General features: G+C 65.0%; 19 protein-coding genes. 9 read left to right on the top strand and 10 right to left on the bottom strand.

Annotated elements, in window-relative coordinates:
- The 3 genes from AKN84_RS09820 to AKN84_RS49920 form a co-directional block, all read right to left on the bottom strand.
- The coding region (locus AKN84_RS09820; protein WP_128970589.1) for an ATP-binding protein at window positions 1–815 on the bottom strand (815 nt) is incomplete at its 3' end.
- 171 nt (window positions 816–986) lie between these two features.
- A complete protein-coding gene (locus AKN84_RS09815) occupies window positions 987–1193 on the bottom strand; it encodes a hypothetical protein (protein ID WP_016840474.1) in 207 nt (68 codons plus the stop codon).
- Between the two features lie 53 nt (window positions 1194–1246).
- The gene (locus AKN84_RS49920) at window positions 1247–1375 is read right to left on the bottom strand and encodes a hypothetical protein (RefSeq protein WP_283805496.1); all 129 of its coding nucleotides are present in this window, start codon (window positions 1373–1375) and stop codon (window positions 1247–1249) included.
- Window positions 1376–1533: 158 nt separating this feature from the next.
- On the opposite strand from AKN84_RS49920, the gene AKN84_RS09810 reads away from it, so the two are divergent.
- Both AKN84_RS09810 and AKN84_RS09805 read left to right on the top strand, forming a co-directional pair.
- Entirely contained in the window at window positions 1534–2313 is a 780-nt protein-coding gene (locus tag AKN84_RS09810) for a thermonuclease family protein (RefSeq protein ID WP_050420507.1), read from the top strand.
- 124 nt (window positions 2314–2437) lie between these two features.
- On the top strand, window positions 2438–4906 hold the full coding sequence (locus AKN84_RS09805; RefSeq protein WP_050420506.1) for a PAS domain-containing hybrid sensor histidine kinase/response regulator: 2469 nt from the start codon (window positions 2438–2440) through the stop codon (window positions 4904–4906).
- A gap of 18 nt (window positions 4907–4924) precedes the next feature.
- On the opposite strand, the gene AKN84_RS09800 is transcribed toward AKN84_RS09805, so the two are convergent.
- The 4 genes from AKN84_RS09800 to AKN84_RS09785 form a co-directional block, all read right to left on the bottom strand.
- Entirely contained in the window at window positions 4925–5221 is a 297-nt protein-coding gene (locus AKN84_RS09800; protein ID WP_244485001.1) for a septal ring lytic transglycosylase RlpA family protein, read from the bottom strand.
- Between the two features lie 123 nt (window positions 5222–5344).
- Window positions 5345–8047, bottom strand: a complete 2703-nt coding sequence (locus AKN84_RS09795) for a bifunctional diguanylate cyclase/phosphodiesterase (protein WP_128970587.1) — start codon at window positions 8045–8047, stop codon at window positions 5345–5347.
- A 113-nt stretch (window positions 8048–8160) separates the two neighbouring features.
- The gene (locus tag AKN84_RS09790) at window positions 8161–8697 is read right to left on the bottom strand and encodes a hypothetical protein (RefSeq protein ID WP_128970586.1); all 537 of its coding nucleotides are present in this window, start codon (window positions 8695–8697) and stop codon (window positions 8161–8163) included.
- Window positions 8698–8948: 251 nt separating this feature from the next.
- Window positions 8949–9443, bottom strand: a complete 495-nt coding sequence (locus tag AKN84_RS09785; RefSeq protein WP_050420503.1) for an ArsI/CadI family heavy metal resistance metalloenzyme — start codon at window positions 9441–9443, stop codon at window positions 8949–8951.
- Window positions 9444–9536: 93 nt separating this feature from the next.
- On the opposite strand from AKN84_RS09785, the gene AKN84_RS09780 reads away from it, so the two are divergent.
- The 5 genes from AKN84_RS09780 (at window position 9537) to AKN84_RS09760 (ending at window position 16740) form a co-directional block, all read left to right on the top strand.
- Window positions 9537–9764 (top strand): hypothetical protein, encoded by a 228-nt coding sequence (locus AKN84_RS09780; protein ID WP_050420502.1) that lies wholly within the window; start codon window positions 9537–9539, stop codon window positions 9762–9764.
- A 92-nt stretch (window positions 9765–9856) separates the two neighbouring features.
- Window positions 9857–10207, top strand: coding sequence for a hypothetical protein (locus tag AKN84_RS09775; RefSeq protein WP_210168517.1), 351 nt, complete (start codon window positions 9857–9859; stop codon window positions 10205–10207).
- A gap of 113 nt (window positions 10208–10320) precedes the next feature.
- Window positions 10321–11544, top strand: a complete 1224-nt coding sequence (locus AKN84_RS09770) for an efflux RND transporter periplasmic adaptor subunit (RefSeq protein WP_050420520.1) — start codon at window positions 10321–10323, stop codon at window positions 11542–11544.
- Window positions 11537–14761 carry an efflux RND transporter permease subunit gene (locus AKN84_RS09765; protein ID WP_050420500.1) on the top strand — a complete coding sequence of 1075 codons (3225 nt, stop codon included), beginning with the start codon at window positions 11537–11539 and terminating at the stop codon, window positions 14759–14761. Before AKN84_RS09770 ends, AKN84_RS09765 begins: the two co-directional genes overlap by 8 nt.
- A gap of 137 nt (window positions 14762–14898) precedes the next feature.
- Window positions 14899–16740, top strand: coding sequence for an alkaline phosphatase family protein (locus AKN84_RS09760; protein WP_050420499.1), 1842 nt, complete (start codon window positions 14899–14901; stop codon window positions 16738–16740).
- 61 nt (window positions 16741–16801) lie between these two features.
- Here AKN84_RS09760 and AKN84_RS09755 read toward each other — a convergent pair whose 3' ends face one another.
- Window positions 16802–17383, bottom strand: a complete 582-nt coding sequence (locus AKN84_RS09755) for a hypothetical protein (RefSeq protein WP_050420498.1) — start codon at window positions 17381–17383, stop codon at window positions 16802–16804.
- Window positions 17384–17771: 388 nt separating this feature from the next.
- On the opposite strand from AKN84_RS09755, the gene AKN84_RS09750 reads away from it, so the two are divergent.
- A complete protein-coding gene (locus AKN84_RS09750; protein ID WP_050420497.1) occupies window positions 17772–18431 on the top strand; it encodes a peroxiredoxin in 660 nt (219 codons plus the stop codon).
- 21 nt (window positions 18432–18452) lie between these two features.
- Window positions 18453–19916, top strand: coding sequence for a cryptochrome/photolyase family protein (locus tag AKN84_RS09745; RefSeq protein WP_128970585.1), 1464 nt, complete (start codon window positions 18453–18455; stop codon window positions 19914–19916).
- Here the strand turns inward: AKN84_RS09745 and AKN84_RS09740 are convergent.
- Window positions 19913–20785: a DMT family transporter gene (locus AKN84_RS09740; RefSeq protein WP_050420495.1), complete on the bottom strand. Its 873-nt coding sequence runs from the start codon at window positions 20783–20785 to the stop codon at window positions 19913–19915. The two genes, AKN84_RS09745 and AKN84_RS09740, sit on opposite strands and share 4 nt — an antisense overlap.
- Window positions 20786–20926: 141 nt before the next feature.
- Window positions 20927–22492, bottom strand: a complete 1566-nt coding sequence (locus AKN84_RS09735) for a winged helix-turn-helix domain-containing tetratricopeptide repeat protein (RefSeq protein ID WP_050420494.1) — start codon at window positions 22490–22492, stop codon at window positions 20927–20929.
- Window positions 22493–22517 lie beyond the last annotated feature (25 nt).

Here is a 22517-nt window from a genome sequence, read left to right as displayed (position 1 = left end):
CCCGCCGAATCGTAGTTCACTGCCTTGGCCAGCGCGACGGCCTGCTCGCCCATCTTGCGGCGGGTCTGCTCGTCGAGCAGCGGCGACGGCGCCTCCTCGATGACCTTCTGGTTGCGGCGCTGGATCGAGCACTCGCGCTCGCCGAGATAGATCACGTTGCCATGCTTGTCGCCGAGCACCTGGATCTCGATGTGCCGGGGATCGACGATGAATTTCTCGATGAAGACGCGGTCGTCACCGAACGACGATTTCGCCTCGGCCTTGGCGAGGTTGAAGCCTTCGGCGACCTCCGCCTTCGAATGCGCGATGCGCATGCCCTTGCCGCCGCCGCCGGCGGAGGCCTTGATCATCACGGGATAGCCGATCTCATCGGCGATCTGGACCGCGTGCTTGTCGTCCTCGATGACGCCGAGATGGCCGGGCACGGTCGAGACCTTGGCCTTCGCAGCTGCCTTCTTGGATTCGATCTTGTCGCCCATCGCGGCGATGGCGCCGGGGTTCGGGCCGATGAAGACGATGCCGGCGGCTTCCAGCGCGCGCGGAAACGCTTCGCGCTCGGACAGGAAGCCGTAGCCGGGATGCACGGCCTGCGCGCCGGTCTTGCGGCAGGCCTCGACGATCTTGTCGATCAACAGATAGCTCTCGGCCGCGGCGGGCGGGCCGATCAGCACCGCATCATCCGCCATCTCGACATGCAGCGCGTCGCGGTCGGCCTCGGAGTAGACGGCAACCGTCTCAATCCCCATACGGCGCGCAGTCTTGATGACCCGGCAGGCGATCTCGCCGCGGTTGGCGATCAGGATTCGTTTGAACATGCTCTTCTTGCTTGGGCTTCTTAGGAATTGGGCTTCGGCAGGATTTCCTCCCCGCGCAATCCGGCACGGGCGTAACCACTCCGTTGGTACAGCAAATTACCCCGGAGGCAACGGTCTAATGCGATCCCTGCCGGCGCTTGGCCGGTCCTTGGCGGTAGCCCGAGGCGAACTTCAGCCCGAATAGGTCTTGAAGCGGCCGCGCGAATGGGCCTTGGCGACGGCTTTCATCAGCTCGCTGACCTCATTCTCCAGGAATTCATTGGCCACGATCAGCGCCCGGATCGTCGCGCGCAGATTCCCGCCGCAGGCGGAAATGGCCTGATCGACAGCCGCTTCCAGCCCGTCATCGTCGTCAGATTCGGGCCGCGCAGACATCATGACGTATCCGGGATTGAGGTGATGCGTCATGTTCCTCTTTTGTTCTCTTCAAGTCAATCGGATCTTTGACCGGGTGCCGCCACTTCGGCGGCCTGCTTCTTGCGCCGCCAGCGCGCGAGACATTGCAGGGTCCAGATGTCGGTTACGACGTCGACGATGACGCTGATGATGAACTCGGCCATGTCAGCATCCCTTCAATGACAATGGACCTCCGTTCTACGTCGCGGAAAGCCGGCCAGGATGTGACGGCGCGCACGCACCGTTCGCGAACAGTCCTTGGTTGGATCGTACCGGCCTGTGCTAGAAGTCCGGTTGCCCGCCAAATATCTGAAGTGAGAAAATGCGGTTTCGAAATCCGGTCATCACGACGCTTCTCCTGACATGCCTGTCCGCAAGCCCCGTCCCGTCTGCGACGGCCGGCCCCGCGGTCACTGCGGTCATCAAGGACGCCGGCACCGTTCAGCTCGGCAACACGACCTACCGGCTCGACGGCATCGACGCGCCGGCGGTCGACCAGCTCTGCATCGACGAGCATGCCGACGTCTGGTCCTGCGGAATGGAAGCGCGCGACCAGCTGACCAAGCTGATCGACGGCAAGCCTGTTCATTGCGACGATATCGGCCTCGATCCGAGCTTCAAGAAGCGCCGCCTCGGCGTCTGCAAGATCGAGGGCGATCCGACCAGCCTGAGCCAGGTGCTGGTACAGAAGGGCTACGCTCTCAATCTTGAAGGGTCGGCCACTGGCCGATTCAAGCCGGATGAAGCCACGGCCAAGGACAACCGCGCGGGGCTGTGGAAAGGCTGCTTCGTGGCGCCGCGCGATTTTCGTACCGACAGAAAGGACGGTGCCCTGCTCGGCAATGCCTGCCCGGCCAACCGCGACACCCAGATCCGCGACGCACTCTTCCCCGCCGACCTGCCGATGCCGGCGAGCTGCAACATCAAGGGCAAGTACGCGGTGCGCGCCCGCGTCACCGGCAATATCGGCATCTATCATCTGCAGGCGTGCCGCAGTTACCCGGGCCTCGGCAATCCGGATCGCTGGTTCTGCTCCGAAGAGGATGCGCAGGCCGCCGGGTTCCGCAGGGCCTATAATTGCCGTCCGCCCAAGAACAAGTGATGCGCAGGTGAAGAGCGAGTGGATTGCATCGTCCCGGAATGACGGAAGCAAGTGACCGCCGTAAATCACGCTGGCAAAGCTGCCTCGTCCTGTGTGAGACTGCGCCTAGAGGTTGCCGGCGCGAATGACCCCACCCGATCCCTCTGATGTGCTTCCCGAAGCTGCGGCAGCCGAACGGCTGCGGCAGCACCTCGAGGAAATCGCGCGCGAACGCGATCGCGCGCATCGCGAGCTTCAGGAGCGCGAGGCCGAGCTGGCGCGGATCCAGCGCATTGCAAGGGTCGGCGGGCTCGAGATCGATTTCCGCGACGGCGTGCGCAACCGCCGCTCCCCCGAATATCTGCTGGTGCACGGCCTGCCGCCCGAAGAGGTCAACGAGACCTATGAGAATTGGGTCGCGCGCATCCACCCCGACGATCGCGAACGCACGATCAAGCACCTGTTCGAAGTGCTCAAGGCCGGCGGCGAGGATTACACGGCCGAGTACCGTATCATCCGCCCGAACGACGGCGAGAGCCGCTGGATCCGCGTCGTCGCCAAGATCGAGCGCGACCGTAGCGGCCGAGCGCTGCGGTTGGTCGGCGCCGATCTCGACGTCACCGATCAGATGCTGGCGCAGGAAACCCTGCGCGAGAGCGAGGAACGCTTCCGCCTGATCGCCGACAGCGCGCCGGTGCCGATCTGGGTGACCAAGCTCGACCGCACCCGCTCCTTCGCCAACCAGGCCTATCTCGACTTCCTCGGACTGCCGTTCGAGGAAGCGATCGTGTTCGACTGGCGCAAGGCGCTGCATCCGGACGACCTGCCGCAGATCCTGCAGGAGCAGATCACCGGCGAATTATCGCTCAAGCCGTTCGTGCTCGAGGCGCGCTACCGGAACGCCAAGGGCGACTGGCGCTGGCTGCGCTCGGAGTCGCAGCCGCGCTGGGACCCGAACGGCAAGCATATCGGCTTCATCGGCGTCGCCCACGACATCACCGCCGCCAAGGAAGCCGAGATCGAGCTGCGCAAGCTCAATGAATCGCTGGAGCGGCGCATCCTGGAGCGCACCGCCCAGCTCGAGTCCCGCGAGGCGCAGACGCGCGCGATCCTGGAAACCAGCCATCAATATCAGATGCTGCTCAACCGCGATGGCGGCCTGCTCTACACCAACCAGACTGCGCTCGCCGGTATCCGCGCCGAGGCCACTGACGTCGTCGGCAAGCCGTTCTGGGACACGCCGTGGTTCACTGCGACCGTTGGCGTGCCGCGCGTGATCCAGAATGCCTTCGCGACCGCGATGCGCGGCGAAGAGGTCAAGATCGAGTTGCAGCTGCAGCTCCCGATCGGCGAGCGCTATTTCGATTTCGCGATGCGGCCGCTGCAGGACCAGCACGGCACGATCGTCGGCGCCGTGCCCGAGGCTGTCGACATCACCGAGCGGCGCCGCGGCGAGGAAGCCCTGCGGCAATCGCAGAAGATGGAAGCGGTCGGCCAGCTCACCGGCGGCGTCGCGCACGACTTCAACAATCTGCTCACCATCATCCGCTCCGCGACCGACTTCCTGCGCCGCCGCGAGCTGCCGGACGAGCGCCGCCGCCGCTACATCGACGCGATCGCCGAGACCGTCGAGCGCGCCTCCAAGCTGACCGCGCAGCTGTTGGCGTTCGCGCGCCGGCAACCGCTCAATCCCGAAGTGTTCAATGTCGGGACCCAGGTCGATAGCGTGACGCAGCTGATCCGCCCGCTGGTCGGCGCCCGGATCCACATCGAGGTCAGGATCGAGGATCCCGACTGTTTTGCGATCGCCGATATCGGCCAGTTCGAGACCGCGATGATCAATCTTGCGGTCAACGGCCGCGATGCCATGAACGGCGAAGGCCAGCTGACGATCGGCGTCAGGAAGGTCAAGCACATCCCTGCCCTGCGCGCGCAGGCCTCGCGCAGCGGCGATTTCGTCACGGTCTCGATCCAGGATACCGGTACTGGCATCTCACCGGAAAACCTCGACGCGATCTTCGAACCGTTCTTCACGACCAAGGAGGTCGGCAAGGGAACGGGCCTCGGACTGAGCCAGGCCTTCGGCTTCGTCAAGCAATCCGACGGCGACATCGAAGTCACCTCTACGCCCGGGCAAGGCGCGACCTTCACGATCTATCTGCCGCAGGCGATGCGCCCGGTCGACGCCAAGGTCGCGACCAGCGCGGGCACCGAGCAGGCCTCGATCGGCCGCGGCTATCGCGTCCTCGTGGTCGAGGACAACGACGATGTCGGCCAGTTTTCCACCGAGCTGCTCGAGGACCTCGGCTATTCGGTCAAGCGCGCGGCGAATGCCAACGCCGCGCTGTCGATCCTCACCGAGAACGAGTTCGCCGCCGACCTCGTGTTCTCCGACGTGATCATGCCCGGCATGAACGGCGTCGAGCTCGCCGGCGTCATCCGCGATCGCTTTCCCGGCCTGCCGGTGGTGCTGACCAGCGGCTACAGCAACGTGCTCGCTGAAAACGCGCATAGCGGCTTCGAACTGATCCAGAAGCCCTATTCGGTGGAGGCGCTGTCGCGCACGCTCCGCAAGGCGATCGCCGAGCAGCGGGCGACCGCCTCCAAGCCCTGACCTAACGTCCAGCGTGCGCTACTCGATCACGACATGCGCGACTCCGAGCTGCAGGATGCCGAGCGCGCGGGCCGCGGTGGTCGAGACGTCGATGATCCGTCCGTGAATGAACGGGCCGCGGTCGTTGACCCGGCAGCGGATCGATTTCCCGTGATAGGACACGGTGATCATAGTGCCGAACGGCCGCCTGCGATGCGCGCAGGTCATCTCGCCGCTTCTGCCGATGCCATGATAATAGGACGCAAGGCCACTTTCCGCGTTCGCCATGCACGAGGTAAACAGCAGCATGGCCGTGGACGCTATTGCGCTTTTCATTGATTGCCTGCCGGTCGAGCCCCGCAATGGAACGCGGTTCCACGGGTTCGGTTCCGCGTCCGGCGCGTCGGCAGGTCGATTTTTAGGAACTTTTCTGCGGAAGACCTGCGACGGGCAGCGCGCTCAGGCGGCGTCCTCGACCCCTTCGGCCGCGAGCAGCGTCCGGACGTCCTGCGCGGGAACCGGCTTGCTGAACAGATAACCCTGCATCTGCGTGCAGCCGAGCATCTGCACGGTGTCGCGCTGCTGATCGGTCTCGACGCCCTCGGCGGTGGTGATCATGTTGCGGTCGGCGGCGATCGAGACCACCGCGCGGATGATCGAAGCCGAGCCTGAGTTGCGGGTGACTTCCTTGACGAAGCTGCGGTCGATCTTGATCTTGTCGAACGGGAAGCGCTGCAGATATTGCAGCGACGAGTAGCCGGTGCCGAAATCGTCGAGCGCGATGTGGACGCCGAGCGCGCGGAGCTGGCCGAGCGTGACCAGCGCCGCATCGTCATCGGCGATCAGCACCGCCTCGGTGATCTCGAGCTCGAGCCGGCGCGGGTCGAGCCCGCTCTCGGCCAGCGCGCTCGCAACCTTGAGCGCCAGCGTCTCCGACTTGAACTGGATCGGCGACACGTTGACCGCGAGGCGCACATGCGCCGGCCAGGCTGCCGCCTCGATGCAGGCGGTGCGCAACACCCACTGCCCGATCTCCTCGATCAGCCCGGTCTCCTCGGCAAGCGGTATGAACTCCGCCGGCGAGATCATGCCGCGCACGGGATGGCGCCAGCGCAGCAGCGCCTCGCAGCCGGTCACCTCGTCGCTGCGCAGGTCGACCAGCGGCTGGTAGTGCAGTTCGAAGCCGCCCTCGGCCAGCGCAGTGCGCAGATCGGATTCCAGCGCGCGGCGCAAATTGGCCTGCTTCTCCATCGCCGGATCGAAGAAGCGATAAGTCCTGCGGCCGGCGGCCTTCGCCGCGTACATGGCGAGGTCGGCGCATTTCAGCAGGCCGAACAGGTCGGAGCCGTGACGTGGCGCGATCGCAATCCCGATGCTGGCATCGCTCGACAGCCAATGGCCGAGGCAGTCGAACGGCGTGCGCAGCGACTGATAGACGCGCGCCACCAGATCGCTGACGTCGTCGTCCGAGGCGATGTCATGCTGGACGATCGCGAACTCATCGCCGCCGAGGCGTGCGATGAAGTCGTTCAATCCGACCGACTGGCGCAGCTTCTCGGCCACGCGCCGCAAGAATTCGTCGCCGATCAGATGGCCCAGCGTGTCGTTGATCCGCTTGAACTCATCGATGTCGATGTAGTGGATCGCGAATTCACGCACCGTGGTCTCGCGCAACAACTCTTCGGCATGGCGCTGGAACAGCGTCCGGTTCGGCAGATTGGTCAGGGCATCGTAATGCGCGAGATACTCGATCCGCGCCTGCGCGCGCCGCCCGTCGGTGACATCCTCGAGCGTGGTGGCCCAGCCGCCGTCCGGCGCCCGCTTGTAGATCAGACGGATGCTGCGGCCGTCAGGCGTCATGATCACGGAGTCCCGGATCTCGTCACCCCTGGGATTGGTGAAGCGGGCGCAATATTCATCGACGTCGCCGACGAATGATCCGATCGCCTGGCGATGCACGATCAGGTCGCGCAGATGGCACCCGGGCCTCACGATATCGGGCGATAAGTCGAACATGTCGATGTATTGCTGGTTGCAGATCACGAGCCGCGCCGAGGCATCGAACAGCAGCAGCCCCTGCGTCATGGTGTTGATCGCGGTGTCGAGGTGCTGACTCTGCTCGGACAGCCGCCGCTGCGCCGCGTCGTGCTGCCGCTGCAACTGACGGACGATCAGGAAGATCGTCATGACGACAATCAGCACCGCGGCGCAGAACTGCAGCTTGGTCTGGGCCCGCCAGTCCTCCAGCGCGCTGGAGGTCCTGGTGGTGGCAAGAATCATGATCGGAAAGTGCGACAGCGATCTGACCGCGCCGACATTCTCCTCGCCGGCGGCACCGACGAACCGGCCCGATGTATTGCCGCCCAGGCCGATGACCTTCCGGAACAGCGACTGGTCGCTAATGTTGCGGCCGACCACACCGGCATCCTGCGGATAGCGCGCGATGATGGTGCCGTCGCGATGGATCATCGAGATCACGGTGTCGCCGTTCAGCGCCAGCGAGGCCACGAAATCCTCGAAATGGCTGGGCTCGACGCCGCGGCTCGCAAAGCCGATGATCTCGCCGTTGCGCCCGGTGATCTTGCGCGCAAAGATCGTGGTCCAGTTGCCGGTCACCTTGCTCATCGCGGGCTCGACGATCACCGGCGAGGTCGGCCGTCCCGAGGTGAACTCCTGGAAGTAGCGCCGGTCCGCAATGCTGATATCGGGCACCGGCCACATCTCGGACGAGTTGATCAGCCATCCCTTGGCGCTGAACAGATTGAGCCCACCGACATGCGGCAGCGCCGCGAGCCGGGTGCGAAGCATCTCGTGCGCGCTCAAGAGCGACATGTTCTTTTCGAACTGGTCGGCGGTGTCGACCTGCTCCGAGCGCAGATAATTCACGATGTCGTCGTGGACGTGCTGGAGATCGCTGAGCTGCTGGTCGAAATGCCGCGACAGCAGCAGCGCGGTGTTGTTGAGCTCGCGTTCGGACGTCTCCAGCGTGCGTTCGCGAAACTGCAGCGCGAGATAGCCGGTGCCAAGCGTGATCGCGAGCACCAGCAGCGCGGCACTCAGGACGAGCCACTGAATGGCCCCCATCCTGATCGCGTGCAACACTTCCTTGATCGACAGCTGCCGGTCCTCCGGCTTGACGCTGTTCGTTGAGACAACCGACATTTTCCAGCCCCTGCGCGTGCCCTTCTACGGGAACACAACCCAAGGGGTCGTTAGGAAAATCAGTTATCGGACGGTTAAGGTGCACGCAGAGAACGCGATCAACGCGAAGATCGTCAGGAGGCGGCCGCTCCGGGCGACGACACCGTCGCCTCCTTCAGGCTGCACTCGATCAACGCGCCTTCGATGGTGAATTTCGAGAATGGCGAGGACGGCGTCACGACCTTGAGCGCAGCAAAGAATTGCGAGTCGCCCGGGCTCTTGAGCAGAAACCGGATGTGATTGGCCGACAGCGCATCGCGCGACAGCCAGACGACGCCGGAGAACAGCGCCACCAGCATTTGCGCATAATCGACGGCACCGGCGATGCCGAGATCGTAGATCGGAGACACATTGACGAAACGCGCGCTGAGCGCCGGCGCCGAATATCGGCTCATCAGGAGACGCCTGATCTGGCAGACCGCATGGACCCGATCGCCGTCGGTCAGGTGATACAGCCCTTGACCGTCGCCCTCCTTCGCCGTCAGCGCCTCAAAGGCGCTGATGCCGCCGAAAGCGGCAAAGTCCTCTCCGACGCCTTCAGCGTCCTTCTTCCATTGTGCCTTGATGTGACGCCAGGACCGCTCAGGATCCTTGAGTGGCAAAAGCCGCATGGTTAAGGGGCTGTTAGCACGGAGGGGAGTCGTCGTGGGATAATATGTCGCAGGCATTAAGCCTTTGCTTACAGCGGTAGCCGGTTGCGCCGACGTCGCGGCTGCCTGGCCGCCCCTAAGCGCTGCGTAGCCCGGATGAAGCGAAGCATAATCCGGGGAGCTATATCAGCGGTTGGCGCGCTCCCGGATTTCACTGCGCTTCATCCGGGCTACAAGAACTTCGGCCCCTGGTGCGCCCGACCGCCCCGAGCTCACGGTCCGCAGCAGGCCGAAGCCTCGGGCGCTGCCGCCTGAGCCTGTGGAGCGCAACACGCGCTCTGCTTGTCCTCCTGCTTCTCGTGCGCGACGCGCGCGGTCCGCTCGCCGGTGCCGTCGCCATAGACGATGCTCTCGCCCGTCGTGTGGAAGGTCTCCCAGGCGATCCCTGCGGGATCGTCGATCCACGACTTCTCCGACTTGGCATAGCAGCACACCGTCTGGCCCTGCTCGATGACCTCGCCGCCTGCCTTGCGCAGCCGTCCATAGACCTCGCCGAGCTCTTCGGCGCTCTCGACCTGAATGCCGAGATGATCGAGCCCCGGCTCGCGGCCGCGGGTCGAGATCGCGAAGTTGACGCGGGGATCGTCGAGCATCCATTTGGCATAATCGGATTTCACGACCGAAGGCTCAGCCCCGAACAGCGCCGAGTAGAAGTCGACCGATTGCGGGATGTCCTTGACGGCGACGTGAACATGCATGCGCTTCATGGGGCAGTCCTTCCGGGCGGCGACGCTGGATGGACATTCCATCCCAAGCGCGCTCAGATATCAACATTGTTGCAACAGGAGTTCTCCTGCGGAATGGATGCGCTGACGCTGTTCGGATTGTTCGCCGTGACCATGATGCTCGTCTGCTACGCGGCCGAGGATCGCAGCCCCTGGTTCATCCTGGCCTTCGCCGTCTCCTGCGCGCTCGGCTCAGCCTACGGCTTCCTGCAGGGCGCCTGGCCGTTCGGACTGGTTGAGGCGATCTGGGCCGTCGTCGCAGCGCGCCGCTGGCTGATGCGCCGAGCCACAGAGAGCGTGTAACGTTATAGTATCCACGGCCAATCTGTCGCGGCGCCGAACTTGAATGCGCGCGCTTGCGGCGCTAAGTAGGCCGCATGGCCGCCTCGCGCACCATGAATCAGTCTTCCGCTCACGCAACGAGGCCGCGCCGCTGGCGCAGCCTGCTTGCGGGACTGATCTCGCTTGCGCTGGTGCTGTCGTTCTTCCACGGCTGGACCTCCGACCGCGATGACGACGCGGCCCCCGCCTTCTCGATCGCGCAGTCGATTGGCGACACCGGCGGCAAGGCTCCCGCACATCCGGCCTCACTGCATGGCGATCACTGCCTGACACACGTCGCCTCGGTGGCTCCACAGGAAACCGCGTTCCCGATCGCCTATGCGCCGCATAGCTATGGCGACAGCCGCATCGAGCTGCCGGCGTCGGCCGAGCGTCTCTCTCCATTCAAACCACCCCGCGCCTGATCCGGTCGGCATGACCGACCGTGCGCCGCTGCCATCAGGCCGCGCGCACGCTTCCGCACAGATCGATGTCGCGACAGCGCAGGGCCATCGGCATGCGCTGCGGAGAGGCGCATATGAAACGGGTTGTTCTATTTTTCGCCGGCGTGGCCGCCGGCATTACGCTGGTCTTTCTGGCGGCCGGGTGGATCGGCTGGCCGGTCAAGTTCCCGACCACGACGCAGGAAACTGCGACCGCGAGTCCAGAGAGAGCCGAGGCCAAGCATGAGGCCCCCGGACATGTCGAGCTGAGCGAAGATCAGATTCGCGAGGCCGGCATCACGCTGACGCAGGCCGGCGGTGGCATGCTGAAGCGGCACTTCCTCGCGCCGGGATCGCTGATCCCCGACGCCGACCATATCGGTCGCGTCTCGGTGCGCGTGCTCGCGACCGTCACGGAACTGCGCAAGCGCCTCGGCGACGTCGTCGAGAAGGGCGAGATCGTCGCGGCGATCGAAAGCCGCGAGGTCGCCGACGCCAAGAGCGAATATCTCGCCGCCCGGCTCACCAACGATCTGCAGCAGACGCTCTACGCGCGGCAAAAGACGCTGGTCGAGACCCGCATCGTGTCGGAAAACGAGTTCCTGCGCACGCGGCTGACCGCGAACGACGCGCAGATCAAGCTCGACGGCGCGCGGCAGAAACTGTTCGCGCTGGGCCTGTCGGAAAGCGAGATCGCCGATCTGCCCAACCAGCCACCCGAAAGCCTGCGGACCCAGTTCCTGCGCGCACCGATCAGCGGCCGGGTCTCCGAACGCCGTGTCGATCTCGGCGGATTGATCGGGCGCGAGGGCCAGGAAAGCGAGCTCTACGTCATCGTCAATCTCGACGACATCTGGGTTGATCTCGCGGTGTCACCGGAGGACATCAACGCAGTCCGCGAAGGCGTTTCGGTGAAGATCCGCGCCATCGGCAGCGAAGATGAAGCCAGCGCCGGCGTGATCTTCGTCAGCCCCCTGCTCGACCGCGAGACCCGCAACGCCCGGGTGATCGCCACCATGCCCAACAAGGATCACCGCTGGAAGCCGGGCACCTTCGTGACCGCGGAGGTGCCGCTGTCCGGCGCGCCGTCGACCGTCATCGTGTCGAAGAAGGCGCTTCAAACCATCAAGGGAACGCCGACCGTGTTCGTGCGCGATGCCGACGGCTTCGAGGCACGGTCGGTGCGGACCGGCCGCGAGGACGACGACGATATCGAGATTATTTCGGGGCTCGCCGCCGGCGAGACCATCGCGGTGCAGAACACCTTCACACTGAAGGCAGAGGTCGAAAAGGACGAGGCGGAGCACGGCCATGATTGAGCGCATCATCGGTCTTGCGATCCAGCGACCCTGGGTCGTCGTCACCCTGGCCGCGATCCTGATGTTCCTCGGCGGCCTCGCATTGACCAAGCTGCCGATCGACGCGGTGCCCGACATCACCAACAAGCAGGTGCAGATCAACACCGTGGCCCCTGCACTGTCGCCGGCGGAAATCGAGAAGCAGATCACCTTCCCGATCGAGACGGCGCTCGCCGGCGCGCCCGGGCTGGAGAGCACGCGGTCGCTGTCGCGCAACGGCTTCTCGCAGATCACGGCGGTGTTCAGCGAAGCGACCGACATCTATTTCGCCCGCCAGCAGGTCGGCCAGCGCCTGACCGAGGTGCGCGCCCGCCTGCCGCAAGGCATCGAGCCGCGGATCGGCCCGACCTCGACCGGTCTTGGCGAAATCTACATGTGGACCGTCCACTACTCCGGCGAGAAGGTGCAGACTGACGGATCGCCGGGCCTGCAAAGCGACGGCCGCTTCCTCACGGCGGACGGCCAGACGCTGCAAAGCGAGGTCGAGAAGGACGCCTATCTGCGCACGGTGCAGGACTGGATCATCAAGCCGCAGATCAAGATGGTGCCGGGTGTCGCCGGTGTCGATTCGATCGGCGGCTACCTCAAGCAGTACCAGGTGCATCCCGATGCGGCGAAGCTGATCGCGCTCGGCCTCACCTTTGCCGACGTCGCCAAGGCGATCGAAACCAATAATGTCAGCCGCGGTGCGCGCTATATCGAGCGCAACGGCGAAGGCTTCGTGGTGCGATCCGGCGGACGCTTGGAGAACATCGAGGAATTGGGTGCCGTCGTCGTCACCACCCGTGGCGGCGTCCCGGTCCGGATCCGCGATCTCGCGACGCTTTCGATCGGGGGCGAGACGCGCACCGGCAGCGCCAGCGAGAACGGCCGCGAGGTCGTGGTCGGCACGGCGCTGATGCTGATCGGCGCCAACAGCCGCACGGTGTCCGCCGCGGTCGACGCCAAGCTGCGCGCGATCACGCCGTCCTTACCGGCGGGCGTCAAGGTCGAGACGGTGCTGGATCGCACCCAGCTGGTCGATGCGACCATCGGTACGGTGGCGCGCAATCTCAGCGAAGGCGCGCTGCTCGTGATCGCGGTGCTGTTCGTGCTGCTCGGCAATTTCCGCGCGGCGCTGATCACAGCGCTGGTGATCCCGATCGCGATGCTGATGACCGCCATCGGCATGTGGCAGGGGCGCATCAGCGCCAATCTGATGAGCCTCGGCGCGCTGGATTTCGGCCTGATCGTCGACGGCGCCGTCATCATCACCGAGAACAGCCTGCGTCATCTCGCCGAGAAGCAGCACGCGCTCGGCCGCGTGCTGACGCGCGACGAACGGCTGGCGACGGTGCGGGCCTCCGCCGTCGAGATGGTGCAGCCGAGCCTTTACGGCCAGGCCATCATCCTGCTGGTCTATGTGCCGCTGCTCACCTTCACCGGCGTCGAAGGCAAGATGTTCGAGCCGATGGCGCTCACCGTGATCCTCGCGCTCGCCGCCGCCTTCGTGCTGTCACTGACGCTGGTGCCCGCGCTGATCGCGATCGGCATCACCGGTCGGGTCCAGGAAAAGGAGAACTGGCTCGTCGCCGCGTTGAAGGGCTGGTACAGCCCGCTGCTTCGGCGCGCAGTTGCAACGCCCGTCCCCATCATCGCGGCGGCGGTCGTGCTGTTCACAACCGCCCTGTTCGGCTTCTTCCGGCTCGGCCAGGAGTTCATCCCCTCGCTCGACGAGAAGAACATCGCCATGCACGCACTCAGGATTCCGAGCACGGCGCTGTCGCAGTCGCAGTCGATGCAGCTGTCGGTCGAGAAGGCGGTCAGCCGCTTTCCGCAAGTGTCGTTCGTCTTCTCCAAGACCGGCACCGCGGAGGTCGCGAGCGATCCGATGCCGCCGAACGCGTCCGACACCTTCATCATCCTCAAGCCCCGCGCGCAGTGGCCGGATCCATCGCTGACCAAGGAGCAACTGATCGAGGACATCTCGAAGGCGGTCGGCCGGCTGCCCGGCAACGTCTACGAATTCACCCAGCCGATCCAGATGCGCTTCAACGAACTGCTCGCCGGCGTTCGCGGCGACATCGCGGTCAAGGTGTTCGGCGACGAGTTCGAGCCGATGCAGAAGGCCGCCAACCAGATCGCCGCCGCGCTGCGCGGCGTGCGCGGTGCGACCGACGTCAAGGTCGAGCAGGCCGGCGGCCTGCCTGTGCTCGAGATCAAGGTCGACAAGGCGGCGATCGCCCGGCGCGGCCTCAGCGTCGCCGAAGTCCAGGACGTGATCGGTGCCGCGGTCGGCGGTCAGGACGCCGGCGTCGTCTACGAGGGCGATCGCAGCTTCGACATCGTGGTGCGGTTGCCGGAGAGCGTGCGCTCCGATCTCGAGGCGTTGAGCAATCTGCCGGTCGCCTTGCCCAAGGCAACGCCGAGTTCGCCGGTGCAGAGCCTGCCGCTCAACCGTGTCGCGCAATTCTCCTTCACCGAAGGGCCGAACCAGATCAGCCGCGAGAACGGCAAGCGCCGCATCGTGGTGACCGCCAATGTCCGCGGCCGCGATCTCGGCTCGGTAGTCGAGGAAGCACAGGCCAAGGTCGCGCAATCGGTTCAGCTGCCGCCCGGCTACTGGATGACCTGGGGCGGCCAGTCCGAGAATCTCGCCGCGGCGCGCCAGCGCCTTGCCGTCGTGGTGCCGGCCTGTTTTGCCATGATCTTCCTGTTGCTGCTGGCGGCGATGGGTTCAGTGCGCGATGCGCTGCTGGTGTTCAGCGCGGTGCCGCTGGCTCTCACCGGCGGCATCGCAGCGCTGTGGCTGCGCGGCATGCCGTTCTCGATCTCGGCGGCTGTCGGCTTCATCGCGCTATCGGGCGTTGCGGTGCTGAACGGGCTCGTGATGCTGAGCTTCGTCAGGCAGTTGCGCGAGCAAGGCGTACCGATGCGGGAGGCCATCGAGCAAGGCGCCCTCACCCGCTTCCGGCCCGTGGTGATGACCGCGCTGGTGGCCTCGCTTGGTTTCGTGCCGATGGCATTCGCCACCAGTACCGGCGCCGAGGTGCAGAAGCCGCTCGCCACCGTCGTGATCGGCGGCCTGATCAGCGCGACCCTGCTGACGCTTGCCGTGCTGCCGGCGCTCTATGCACGGTACGGGCATGCCGGCAGCGCTGCGCGCAATGAGACGACCGCGATCCAGGCTGCGGAATGACGGCATGTTGACCGGCTTTCCATGGCAGAAACCTGGTTGTTTTGATCGGGAGAAATCGCTGTAACAATTCTGTCATATGGCAAAACTAAACGAAGTCATGCGGCGGGCTGCCGCGGGCTTCATCAGGGGGAATAAGAATGCGTCGAGCCATCACACTGTTGTCCGCGAGCATGATCGCGCTTTCGGCGAGCGCCGCTTCCGCGCAGAACGCAAAACCCCGCAACCTGATCCTGTTCGTCCCCGACGGCCTGCGCGGCGGCATCGTGACGCCGCAGACGGCGCCTGCGATGGCCGAAATCCGCGACAAGGGCGTCCACTTCAAGAACTCGCATTCGCTGTTCCCGACCTTCACGATGGCGAACAGCTCGGCGCTCTCGACCGGCCACTATCTCGGCGACACCGGCACCTTCTCCAACACGATCTTTACCGGCTACACCTCGGTGCCGGCCGGCGACACCGTGGTGCCGTTCATCGAGAACGACGCCGTGCTCGCCGACATCGACGATCACTTCAATGGCGACTACCTCAACGAGGAGACGCTGCTGAAGATGGCCCGCGGCCAGGGTTTCAGCACCGCCGCCATCGGCAAGGTCGGACCGACCCTGCTGTTCGACCACACCGATCGCGGCAAGAACACGATCGTGGTCGACGATTCCACCGGCGGCAAGACCGGCGTGCCGCTCTCCGACGAGATGAAGGACGCACTGTCCAAGGCCGGCCTGCCGCTGGCGACGCCAAGCCGCGGCGACAACGCCAAGGCGGGCGACGCCAAGACGCCGGGCACAACGGTCGCCAACGTTGCGCAACAGGCCTACATGGCCGATGTCGCGACCAAGGTCGTGCTGCCGATGTTCAAGGCGCGCAACAAGCCGTTCGTGCTGGTGTTCTGGTCGCGCGATCCGGATGGCAGCCAGCACAACACCGGCGACAGCCTCAACACCATCACCCCCGGCATCAACGGCCCGACCTCGATGGCCGGCATCAAGAACGCCGACAACAACCTCGCCCAGCTGCGCAAGGCGCTCGACGAGCTCGGGCTGTCCGCCACCACCAACATCATGGTCTCCTCCGATCACGGCTTCTCGACGATCTCGAAGGAGAGCAAGACCAGCCCCTCGGCCAAGATCGCCTACGACGACACGCCGAAGGATTTCCTGCCGATGGGCTTTCTGGCGATTGATCTCGCCAAGGCGCTGAACCTGCCGCTGTTCGACCCCAACGACAAGAACGCCAAGGTCGCCGACAACGCCCACCCGAAGGCCGGCAACGGTGTGCTCGGCCAGGACCCGGCCAAGCCTGACGTCGTGGTCGCGACCAATGGCGGCTCGGATCTGATCTATCTGCCGAACCGCGACAAGAAGCTTACCGACCGCGTCATCAAGGCATTGCTCGAGCAGGACTATGTCAGCGGCCTTTTCGTCGACGACAAGCTCGGCACCTTCCCCGGCACGCTGCCGATGTCGAACCTCAATCTGAAGGGCAAGGCGGTGACGCCGAACCCGTCGATCGTGGTCAACTTCCGCTCCTGGTCGAGCGGCTGCGAGATCCCGACCAACTGTTCGGTGCAGATCGCCGACACCGTGCTGCGCCAGGGCCAGGGCATGCATGGCAGCTTCAGCCGCGGCGACACCTACAACTTCACCGCCGCGATCGGCCCCGACTTCAAGGCGGGCTATGTCGATCCGCTGCCGGTCAGCAACGCCGACGTCGGGATGACCGCGGCGCAGCTGCTCGGCCTGCGGACCCCGAACAATGGCGGGCTGATCGGCCGGGTGATGTCGGAAGCGCTGCCGAACGGCATCGTGCCGAAGATGGCCGAGGGCACCATCATGTCGAAGAAGCCGTCCGCCAACGGCCTGCGCACCGTGCTCAAATTCCAGCGCGTGCTCTCGACCCGCTATTTCGACGTCGCCGGGTTCCCGGGCCGCACGCTCGGGCTCGAGGAGAGCGACGGCAAACAGAAAACGGCGGGGAAGTGATCCCCGCCGCCCTCGCCTGAAGCCTTTTCGATCGGGATGATGCGTGCATCATCCCGATCGATCACATCATTCCGATGTCGAACACGTTGGGCAGTTGGGTCGCGAGCGGCAGCGCGGCCGCGCCGACCAGCGTCGCCACCATTGCCGCCAGCGCACGGCCGGTGCGGCGCTGACCCCGCATCCGGCCGGCGATCCACTCCAGAACCTTGGTGTCGATCTTCGTTCCCTGGGTCGGCGCCCAGCGATCGATCTCGGTGTCCGCCGACAGCGCCACCGTGCGCGGCGGCACCGGCAGGCCGGACTCGGACGCGGCGTGATGGGCGATCGCCTTGGCGAGCAGATCGTCGAACCGGCCGCCATCGCTGCGCTCGGCAGCCGCCTCGTTGATCGAAAACAGCGCCTCGATCTCGGCCCGGCTGACCGGCTGATGCTCGACCGCGGCCGCCGTCAGGATGCGCGCGCACCAGGCAGCGTCATCGGCATCGAGTGACCGGGAGAAATGGATACGGCCCTTGGTGGTCGGGCCTTCGCCGGTGATGACGCCGTCGCGCACGATGGTCAGCGCATGGGCGGCGGTCTTGCGGCAGGATGGATGCAACGCACCGCTGAGAGCCTCAGCGGTCTTGGTACTTGGGGTAGACATTGTGGGAGCTTTCAATTCCTATCTCAGGCCAGCTTTTCCATGCGGGCGTAAACGAGTGGTTAATGATTCGGAACTTGGGTTCCGAGATTTTTAGATGGTTGCTAATTGGTCGCTTTAAACGCTGTCACGGTTCAGTCCTATAGCAGCCAGAGCCGGCGTGATGACGGCGATAAGCGGCATTATCTGGGCATTTCCAAGCTTTTGTGCCGCATCTGATATTTCGTCGCAGAGGTTTGGATCAAAACAAGTTGCTTGGAATTCCACGCTCAAGGAGAAATGTTTCACCTTTTTTCAGAACCCGTTCACTTAAGCCTTTTCCAGTCCTATACTGGAACAGACCGCCTCAAACACAAATTTTGCTGCAACTTCAAAGAGATGAGGTAAAATCATGGCACTTCAGATTGGCGCTGTCGCCCCCGACTTCGAAGCCGAGACCACCGAAGGAAAGATCAAGTTCCACGACTGGATCGGCAGCAGCTGGGCGCTTTTGTTCTCCCATCCCAAGGACTTCACCCCGGTCTGCACCACCGAGCTCGGCGCGCTCGCCCGCCTGAAGCCAGAATTCGACAAGCGCGGCGTCAAGCTGATGGGCCTGTCGGTCGATCCGGTCGACCGCCACGCCAAATGGTCGGAGGACATCAAGGAGACCCAGGGCGCCGCGCCGAACTATCCGATGATCGGCGACACCGATTTCAACGTGTCGAAGCTGTACGACATGCTGCCGGCCTCGACCTCGGGCGATCCCCTCACCCGCACCGCGGCCGACAACCAGACCGTCCGCAACGTGTTCGTGATCGGACCGGACAAGAAGATCAAGCTCGTGATGGTCTATCCGATGACCACCGGCCGGAACTTCCAGGAGATCCTGCGCTCGATCGACTCGCTGCAGATGACCGCAAAGCATCGCGTCGCCACCCCTGCCGACTGGAAGCAGGGCGAGGACGTGATCATCGCGGGCTCGGTCAGCGACGACGAGGCCAAGACGATCTACCCGCAGGGCTGGAAGGCGCCGAAGCCCTATATCCGCATCGTGCCGCAGCCGAAGTAACTGACGGCACGCAGCATCCGGGTGACCCGCACGCAGCCGGTTATCGTCTGGTTCCACGACGATTTGCGGCTGTCGGACCACCCGGCCCTGCATGAAGCGGCCAGCCGCGGCGTGCCCGTGGTTGGGCTCTACGTCCGCGACGAACAAAGCCCTGTCCTGAAACCTCCTGCCGCGCGCCCCCTCGGGGGCGCGACGCGCTGGTGGCTGGCGCAATCGCTGCGCGCGCTCGGCAAGAGCCTTGAAGCGATCGGCGGAACGCTGGTGCTGCGCACCGGGCCCGCCGTTGCCGTGATCGCCACCCTGGCGCGCGAGATCAATGCGGGCGCCGTGTTCTGGAACGACATCGCGCAAGCGCCGCATCAAGCGATTGCCGGAGAGGTTGAATCCGCGCTCGCAAGTGACGGCATAGCTTCGCAGATATTCCCCGGCGACCTCCTCGTCGACCCCAAGGCCATCCGCAACAAGGACAATCGCGGCCTGCGCGTCTTCACGCCGTTCTGGCGTCGTGTGCAAGGGCTCGGCAATCCGCCCAAACCCTTGCCGGCACCGAAGAAGATCGCATCCATCGGCGACGTCGCGAGCGAAACCCTCGACGATTGGAAGCTCGAGCCGACGCGGCCGAATTGGGCCGGCGGCCTGCGCGAGAGCTGGACGCCGGGCGAAGCCGGCGCGCAGGCGCGGCTGAGGGCGTTCCTCGACGAGACTATTCGCGGCTATTCCGACGACCGCGACCGGCCCGACCGCGACGGCACCTCGCGCCTCTCGCCGCATCTGCGCTTCGGCGAGATCAGCCCGCGGCAGGTCTGGTACGCGGCCCGCTTCGCCGCCGCCGAGCATCCGCGCCTCGCCGGCAACATCGAAAAATTCCTGAGCGAGCTCGGATGGCGCGAGTTCTGCCGCCATCTGCTGTTCGACGTTCCCGATCTGGCAGGGCGGAATTTGCAGGAGCACTTCGACGGCTTTCCGTGGCAGCGCGACGCGCGTGCGCTGAAGGCCTGGCAGCGCGGGCTGACCGGCTATCCGATCGTCGATGCCGGCATGCGCGAGCTCTGGCACACCGGCGTGATGCACAACCGGGTGCGCATGGTGGTCGCCTCGTTCCTGGTCAAGCACCTGCTGATCGACTGGCGCGCCGGCGAACAATGGTTCTGGGACACGCTGGTCGATGCCGATGCCGGCTCCAACCCGGCGAACTGGCAATGGGTCGCCGGCTCCGGCGCCGATTCCGCGCCGTGCTTCCGCGTGTTCAATCCGATCCTGCAGGGCGAGAAATTCGATCCTGACGGCGTTTACGTCCGGCGCTGGGTGCCCGAGCTGGCGCAGCTTCCCAACGATTTGATCCATCAGCCCTGGACCGCGACGCCGATCGAGCTCGCCAGTGCCCGCGTCGAGCTCGGCAAGAGCTACCCGAAGCCGATCGTCGATCACAAGCAGGGCCGCGAACGCGCGCTTGCGGCTTACGCCAAGATCCGTGACAAAGACTAAGCGCGGCGATTGACCAGCAGCACCGCGGCGGCGCAGGCGGCCATGCCGGCAATCGCAACATAATCCAGCCGCTCGCCGAACAGGACATAGGCCATCAGCGCGGTCGTTGCCGGCACCAGGTAGAACAGGCTCGCGACGGAGGTCGCGGCATGGTGACGGATGAGCCAGTACAACAGCCCGATCGAGCCGATCGACAGTGCAAACACCAGCCAGGCTATCGCCAGCACAAACTCGGTGGTCCAGTGCACGACATTGGTCTCGAATAGATACGCGCCGATGCCGAAGAAGATCGTCACCGCGACGTACTGCACCAGGTTGCCGGCGCGCCAGTCGATCCGGTTGCAGTAGCGGCGCTGATAGAGCGTGCCCAGGGTGATGCTGATCAGCGAGACGCCGGAGGCAAGCCAGCCCCACCCGGCGTCGCCGGTCATCGGCCGCTCGTGCAGGATCAGGACGACGCCGGCTAGACCGAGCACCAACCCGCCCCATTGCAGCGGCGTGACGCGCTCCCCTAACCAGCGGTTGGCAATGGTCGAGGTCAGGATCGGTTGCAGCCCCGGGATCAACGCCGACAGGCCTGCGGGAATCGAATGCGCGATCGCAATCGCGGTGCCGCCGAGATAGAAACCGTGCACCAGGATGCCGGCCACCGCGCTATGGAAGACACCGGTCCGGTCCGGCCATTTCGGCCGCGCCACCGCGGCGATCACCGCCATCACCACCACCACGAACGCCATCCGGATCGCCAGATAGGTCAGCGGCTCCGCATTGTTGATGACGTATTTGGTGCCGATGAATCCCGTGCTCCACAGCACGACAAAGATCGCCGGCGCCAGCCGAGCGGCAGTTTCCTCGAAGCTCTTGTTCATTGCAGGCCGTCATTGCCTGAAGATGAGGCAGCCGGCAATCGCGAATTTCGGCGGGTGGGTGGAGACGCAGCTTCGCCTTCATGGCTGCTTGCAGCGCGCACGACGGGTTGGGCCACGCGAGCGCCGCATAGCCGTGATCTGTCAATCGGTGAGACCCGCCTTGCGCAATCCGTCGAGGAAATGTTCGCGATCGGAGGGAATGCGATATCGGTCGGCCCTGGCCTGTGCGAGGTCGAGGGTTCTCGCCGGCACGGCGCGGCCATTCGCATTCAATTCGCGACATCGCTGGCGGACGAACGCGTCGGCCTCGACCTGCGCTTCGTCGATCCGTCCGATCTGCGCATAACAGGCTGCTAGCAGACCGTGCGACCACCGGTCGAACGACCGCGCCTCCATCACCGCCTTGACCGCCTGCTCGTAGTCGCGCCCCGAATACAGGGCGAGCGCGTGATACCAATGGTACAGATTGGGCGGAAAAGGATTGAGCCGTTTGGCTGTCCCGATCCACGTCAGCGCCTCGCGCCAGCGTCCCCAATAGACCAGGATGTTGGCGAAGACCGCGGCGACGTCGGCATCGTTTGGATTGAGCGCAAGCGCGCGGCCAAAATGGATTTCGGCCTTGGCATCATCCCTGCTCAGGAACAGCAGCTGAGCGAACACGCCATGCGACCAGGCGTCGCCATCCTCGATATCGAGCGCGGTCTCGATCTCGCTCCGCGCCTCCTCCAGTGTCGCGGTGGTGGGCGATTCGAGAAACACGTCACAGACGATGGTCCAGGCGATGTTGACGTGAGCGCGGGCATATTGCGGGTCGAGCGCGACGGCGCTTCGAAAATAGTCCCTGGCCTGCGCCATCGCCGTCACGGTCAGCTGACGCCAGCGCTCGTTGCCGAGCAGGACCAGATCGTAGGCGGTAATGCTCGAGGTCGGCTTGCGCCTTGCGATCTCGCGGCCGGCGTCCTCCATCCGGCCCGGCAGGGCCGCGACGATCGCCCGGACGATCTCGTCCTGCAGGGCGAAGATGTCCTCGAGATCGCGGTCGTAGCGTTCGGTCCAGAGACTGTAGCCGCTCGCGGCGTCGAGCAGCTGGATGATCACCCGCATACGGCTGCCGATCGTGCGCACGCTCCCTTCGGCGACGTAGCGGACGCCGAGCTCGCGGCCGACCCGTTTGATCTCGGGAGTCTGCCCCTTGTAGGCGAAGCTGGAGTGACGGGCGACGACGAGCAGTGACCTGAACCGCGACAGTTCGGCGATGATGTCTCCCGTGATCCCGTCGGAAAAGTAGTCCTGCGCGGGATCGCCGCTCAGATTTGACAGCGGCAGCACCGCGAGCGACGGCTTGTCGGACAGCGTCGGCGCTGACGATACGGGCGAGCTCGGTTCGGACACGCTCGCAACCGGGGGCCCGACATAGCGATAGCCGCGGCGCGGCAGCGTCTCGATCCAGCTCGCGCCGCCGTCGAGATCGGCAAAGGCCCGCCGCAGCGCGGCGATCTGCACCGTCAGATTGCTCTCCTCAACGGCAAGCCCCGGCCACGCCGCCTGCATCAACGCGTCCTTGGAAACCGGCGATCCGGCCCGCTCGACAAGCAGCCGAAGCAGCACCACCGCGCGCCGTCCGAGCGCGAGCGGTTCGGACTCCCGGAACAGCGTCTCGGCCCCTGCGTCGAGGCGAAAGGGACCGAACTGGTGGATCGTCGCCATGGCCCCGGAGACTACATTTTTTGCA

Origin of the sequence: Bradyrhizobium tropiciagri (genome assembly GCF_001189845.1) — a bacterium.
Lineage (GTDB): Bacteria > Pseudomonadota > Alphaproteobacteria > Rhizobiales > Xanthobacteraceae > Bradyrhizobium > Bradyrhizobium tropiciagri.
The sequence above is the reverse complement of the archived record's forward strand: the minus strand, read 5'-3'. Positions and strand labels throughout refer to the sequence as shown.

What these genes read in the sequence shown, in the direction of transcription:
- AKN84_RS09800 (WP_244485001.1), bottom strand. Translation starts at nt 5,221, where the DNA reads ATGAAAAGCGCAATAGCGTCCACGGCCATGCTGCTGTTTACCTCGTGC.
- AKN84_RS09760 (WP_050420499.1), top strand. Translation starts at nt 14,899, where the DNA reads ATGCGTCGAGCCATCACACTGTTGTCCGCGAGCATGATCGCGCTTTCG.
- AKN84_RS09765 (WP_050420500.1), top strand. Translation starts at nt 11,537, where the DNA reads ATGATTGAGCGCATCATCGGTCTTGCGATCCAGCGACCCTGGGTCGTC.
- AKN84_RS09790 (WP_128970586.1), bottom strand. Translation starts at nt 8,697, where the DNA reads ATGCGGCTTTTGCCACTCAAGGATCCTGAGCGGTCCTGGCGTCACATC.
- AKN84_RS09750 (WP_050420497.1), top strand. Translation starts at nt 17,772, where the DNA reads ATGGCACTTCAGATTGGCGCTGTCGCCCCCGACTTCGAAGCCGAGACC.
- AKN84_RS09775 (WP_210168517.1), top strand. Translation starts at nt 9,857, where the DNA reads ATGAATCAGTCTTCCGCTCACGCAACGAGGCCGCGCCGCTGGCGCAGC.
- AKN84_RS09785 (WP_050420503.1), bottom strand. Translation starts at nt 9,443, where the DNA reads ATGAAGCGCATGCATGTTCACGTCGCCGTCAAGGACATCCCGCAATCG.
- AKN84_RS09805 (WP_050420506.1), top strand. Translation starts at nt 2,438, where the DNA reads ATGACCCCACCCGATCCCTCTGATGTGCTTCCCGAAGCTGCGGCAGCC.
- AKN84_RS09740 (WP_050420495.1), bottom strand. Translation starts at nt 20,785, where the DNA reads ATGAACAAGAGCTTCGAGGAAACTGCCGCTCGGCTGGCGCCGGCGATC.
- AKN84_RS09795 (WP_128970587.1), bottom strand. Translation starts at nt 8,047, where the DNA reads ATGTCGGTTGTCTCAACGAACAGCGTCAAGCCGGAGGACCGGCAGCTG.
- AKN84_RS09810 (WP_050420507.1), top strand. Translation starts at nt 1,534, where the DNA reads ATGCGGTTTCGAAATCCGGTCATCACGACGCTTCTCCTGACATGCCTG.
- AKN84_RS09755 (WP_050420498.1), bottom strand. Translation starts at nt 17,383, where the DNA reads ATGTCTACCCCAAGTACCAAGACCGCTGAGGCTCTCAGCGGTGCGTTG.
- AKN84_RS09780 (WP_050420502.1), top strand. Translation starts at nt 9,537, where the DNA reads ATGGATGCGCTGACGCTGTTCGGATTGTTCGCCGTGACCATGATGCTC.
- AKN84_RS09770 (WP_050420520.1), top strand. Translation starts at nt 10,321, where the DNA reads ATGAAACGGGTTGTTCTATTTTTCGCCGGCGTGGCCGCCGGCATTACG.
- AKN84_RS49920 (WP_283805496.1), bottom strand. Translation starts at nt 1,375, where the DNA reads ATGGCCGAGTTCATCATCAGCGTCATCGTCGACGTCGTAACCGACATC.
- AKN84_RS09735 (WP_050420494.1), bottom strand. Translation starts at nt 22,492, where the DNA reads ATGGCGACGATCCACCAGTTCGGTCCCTTTCGCCTCGACGCAGGGGCC.
- AKN84_RS09815 (WP_016840474.1), bottom strand. Translation starts at nt 1,193, where the DNA reads ATGATGTCTGCGCGGCCCGAATCTGACGACGATGACGGGCTGGAAGCG.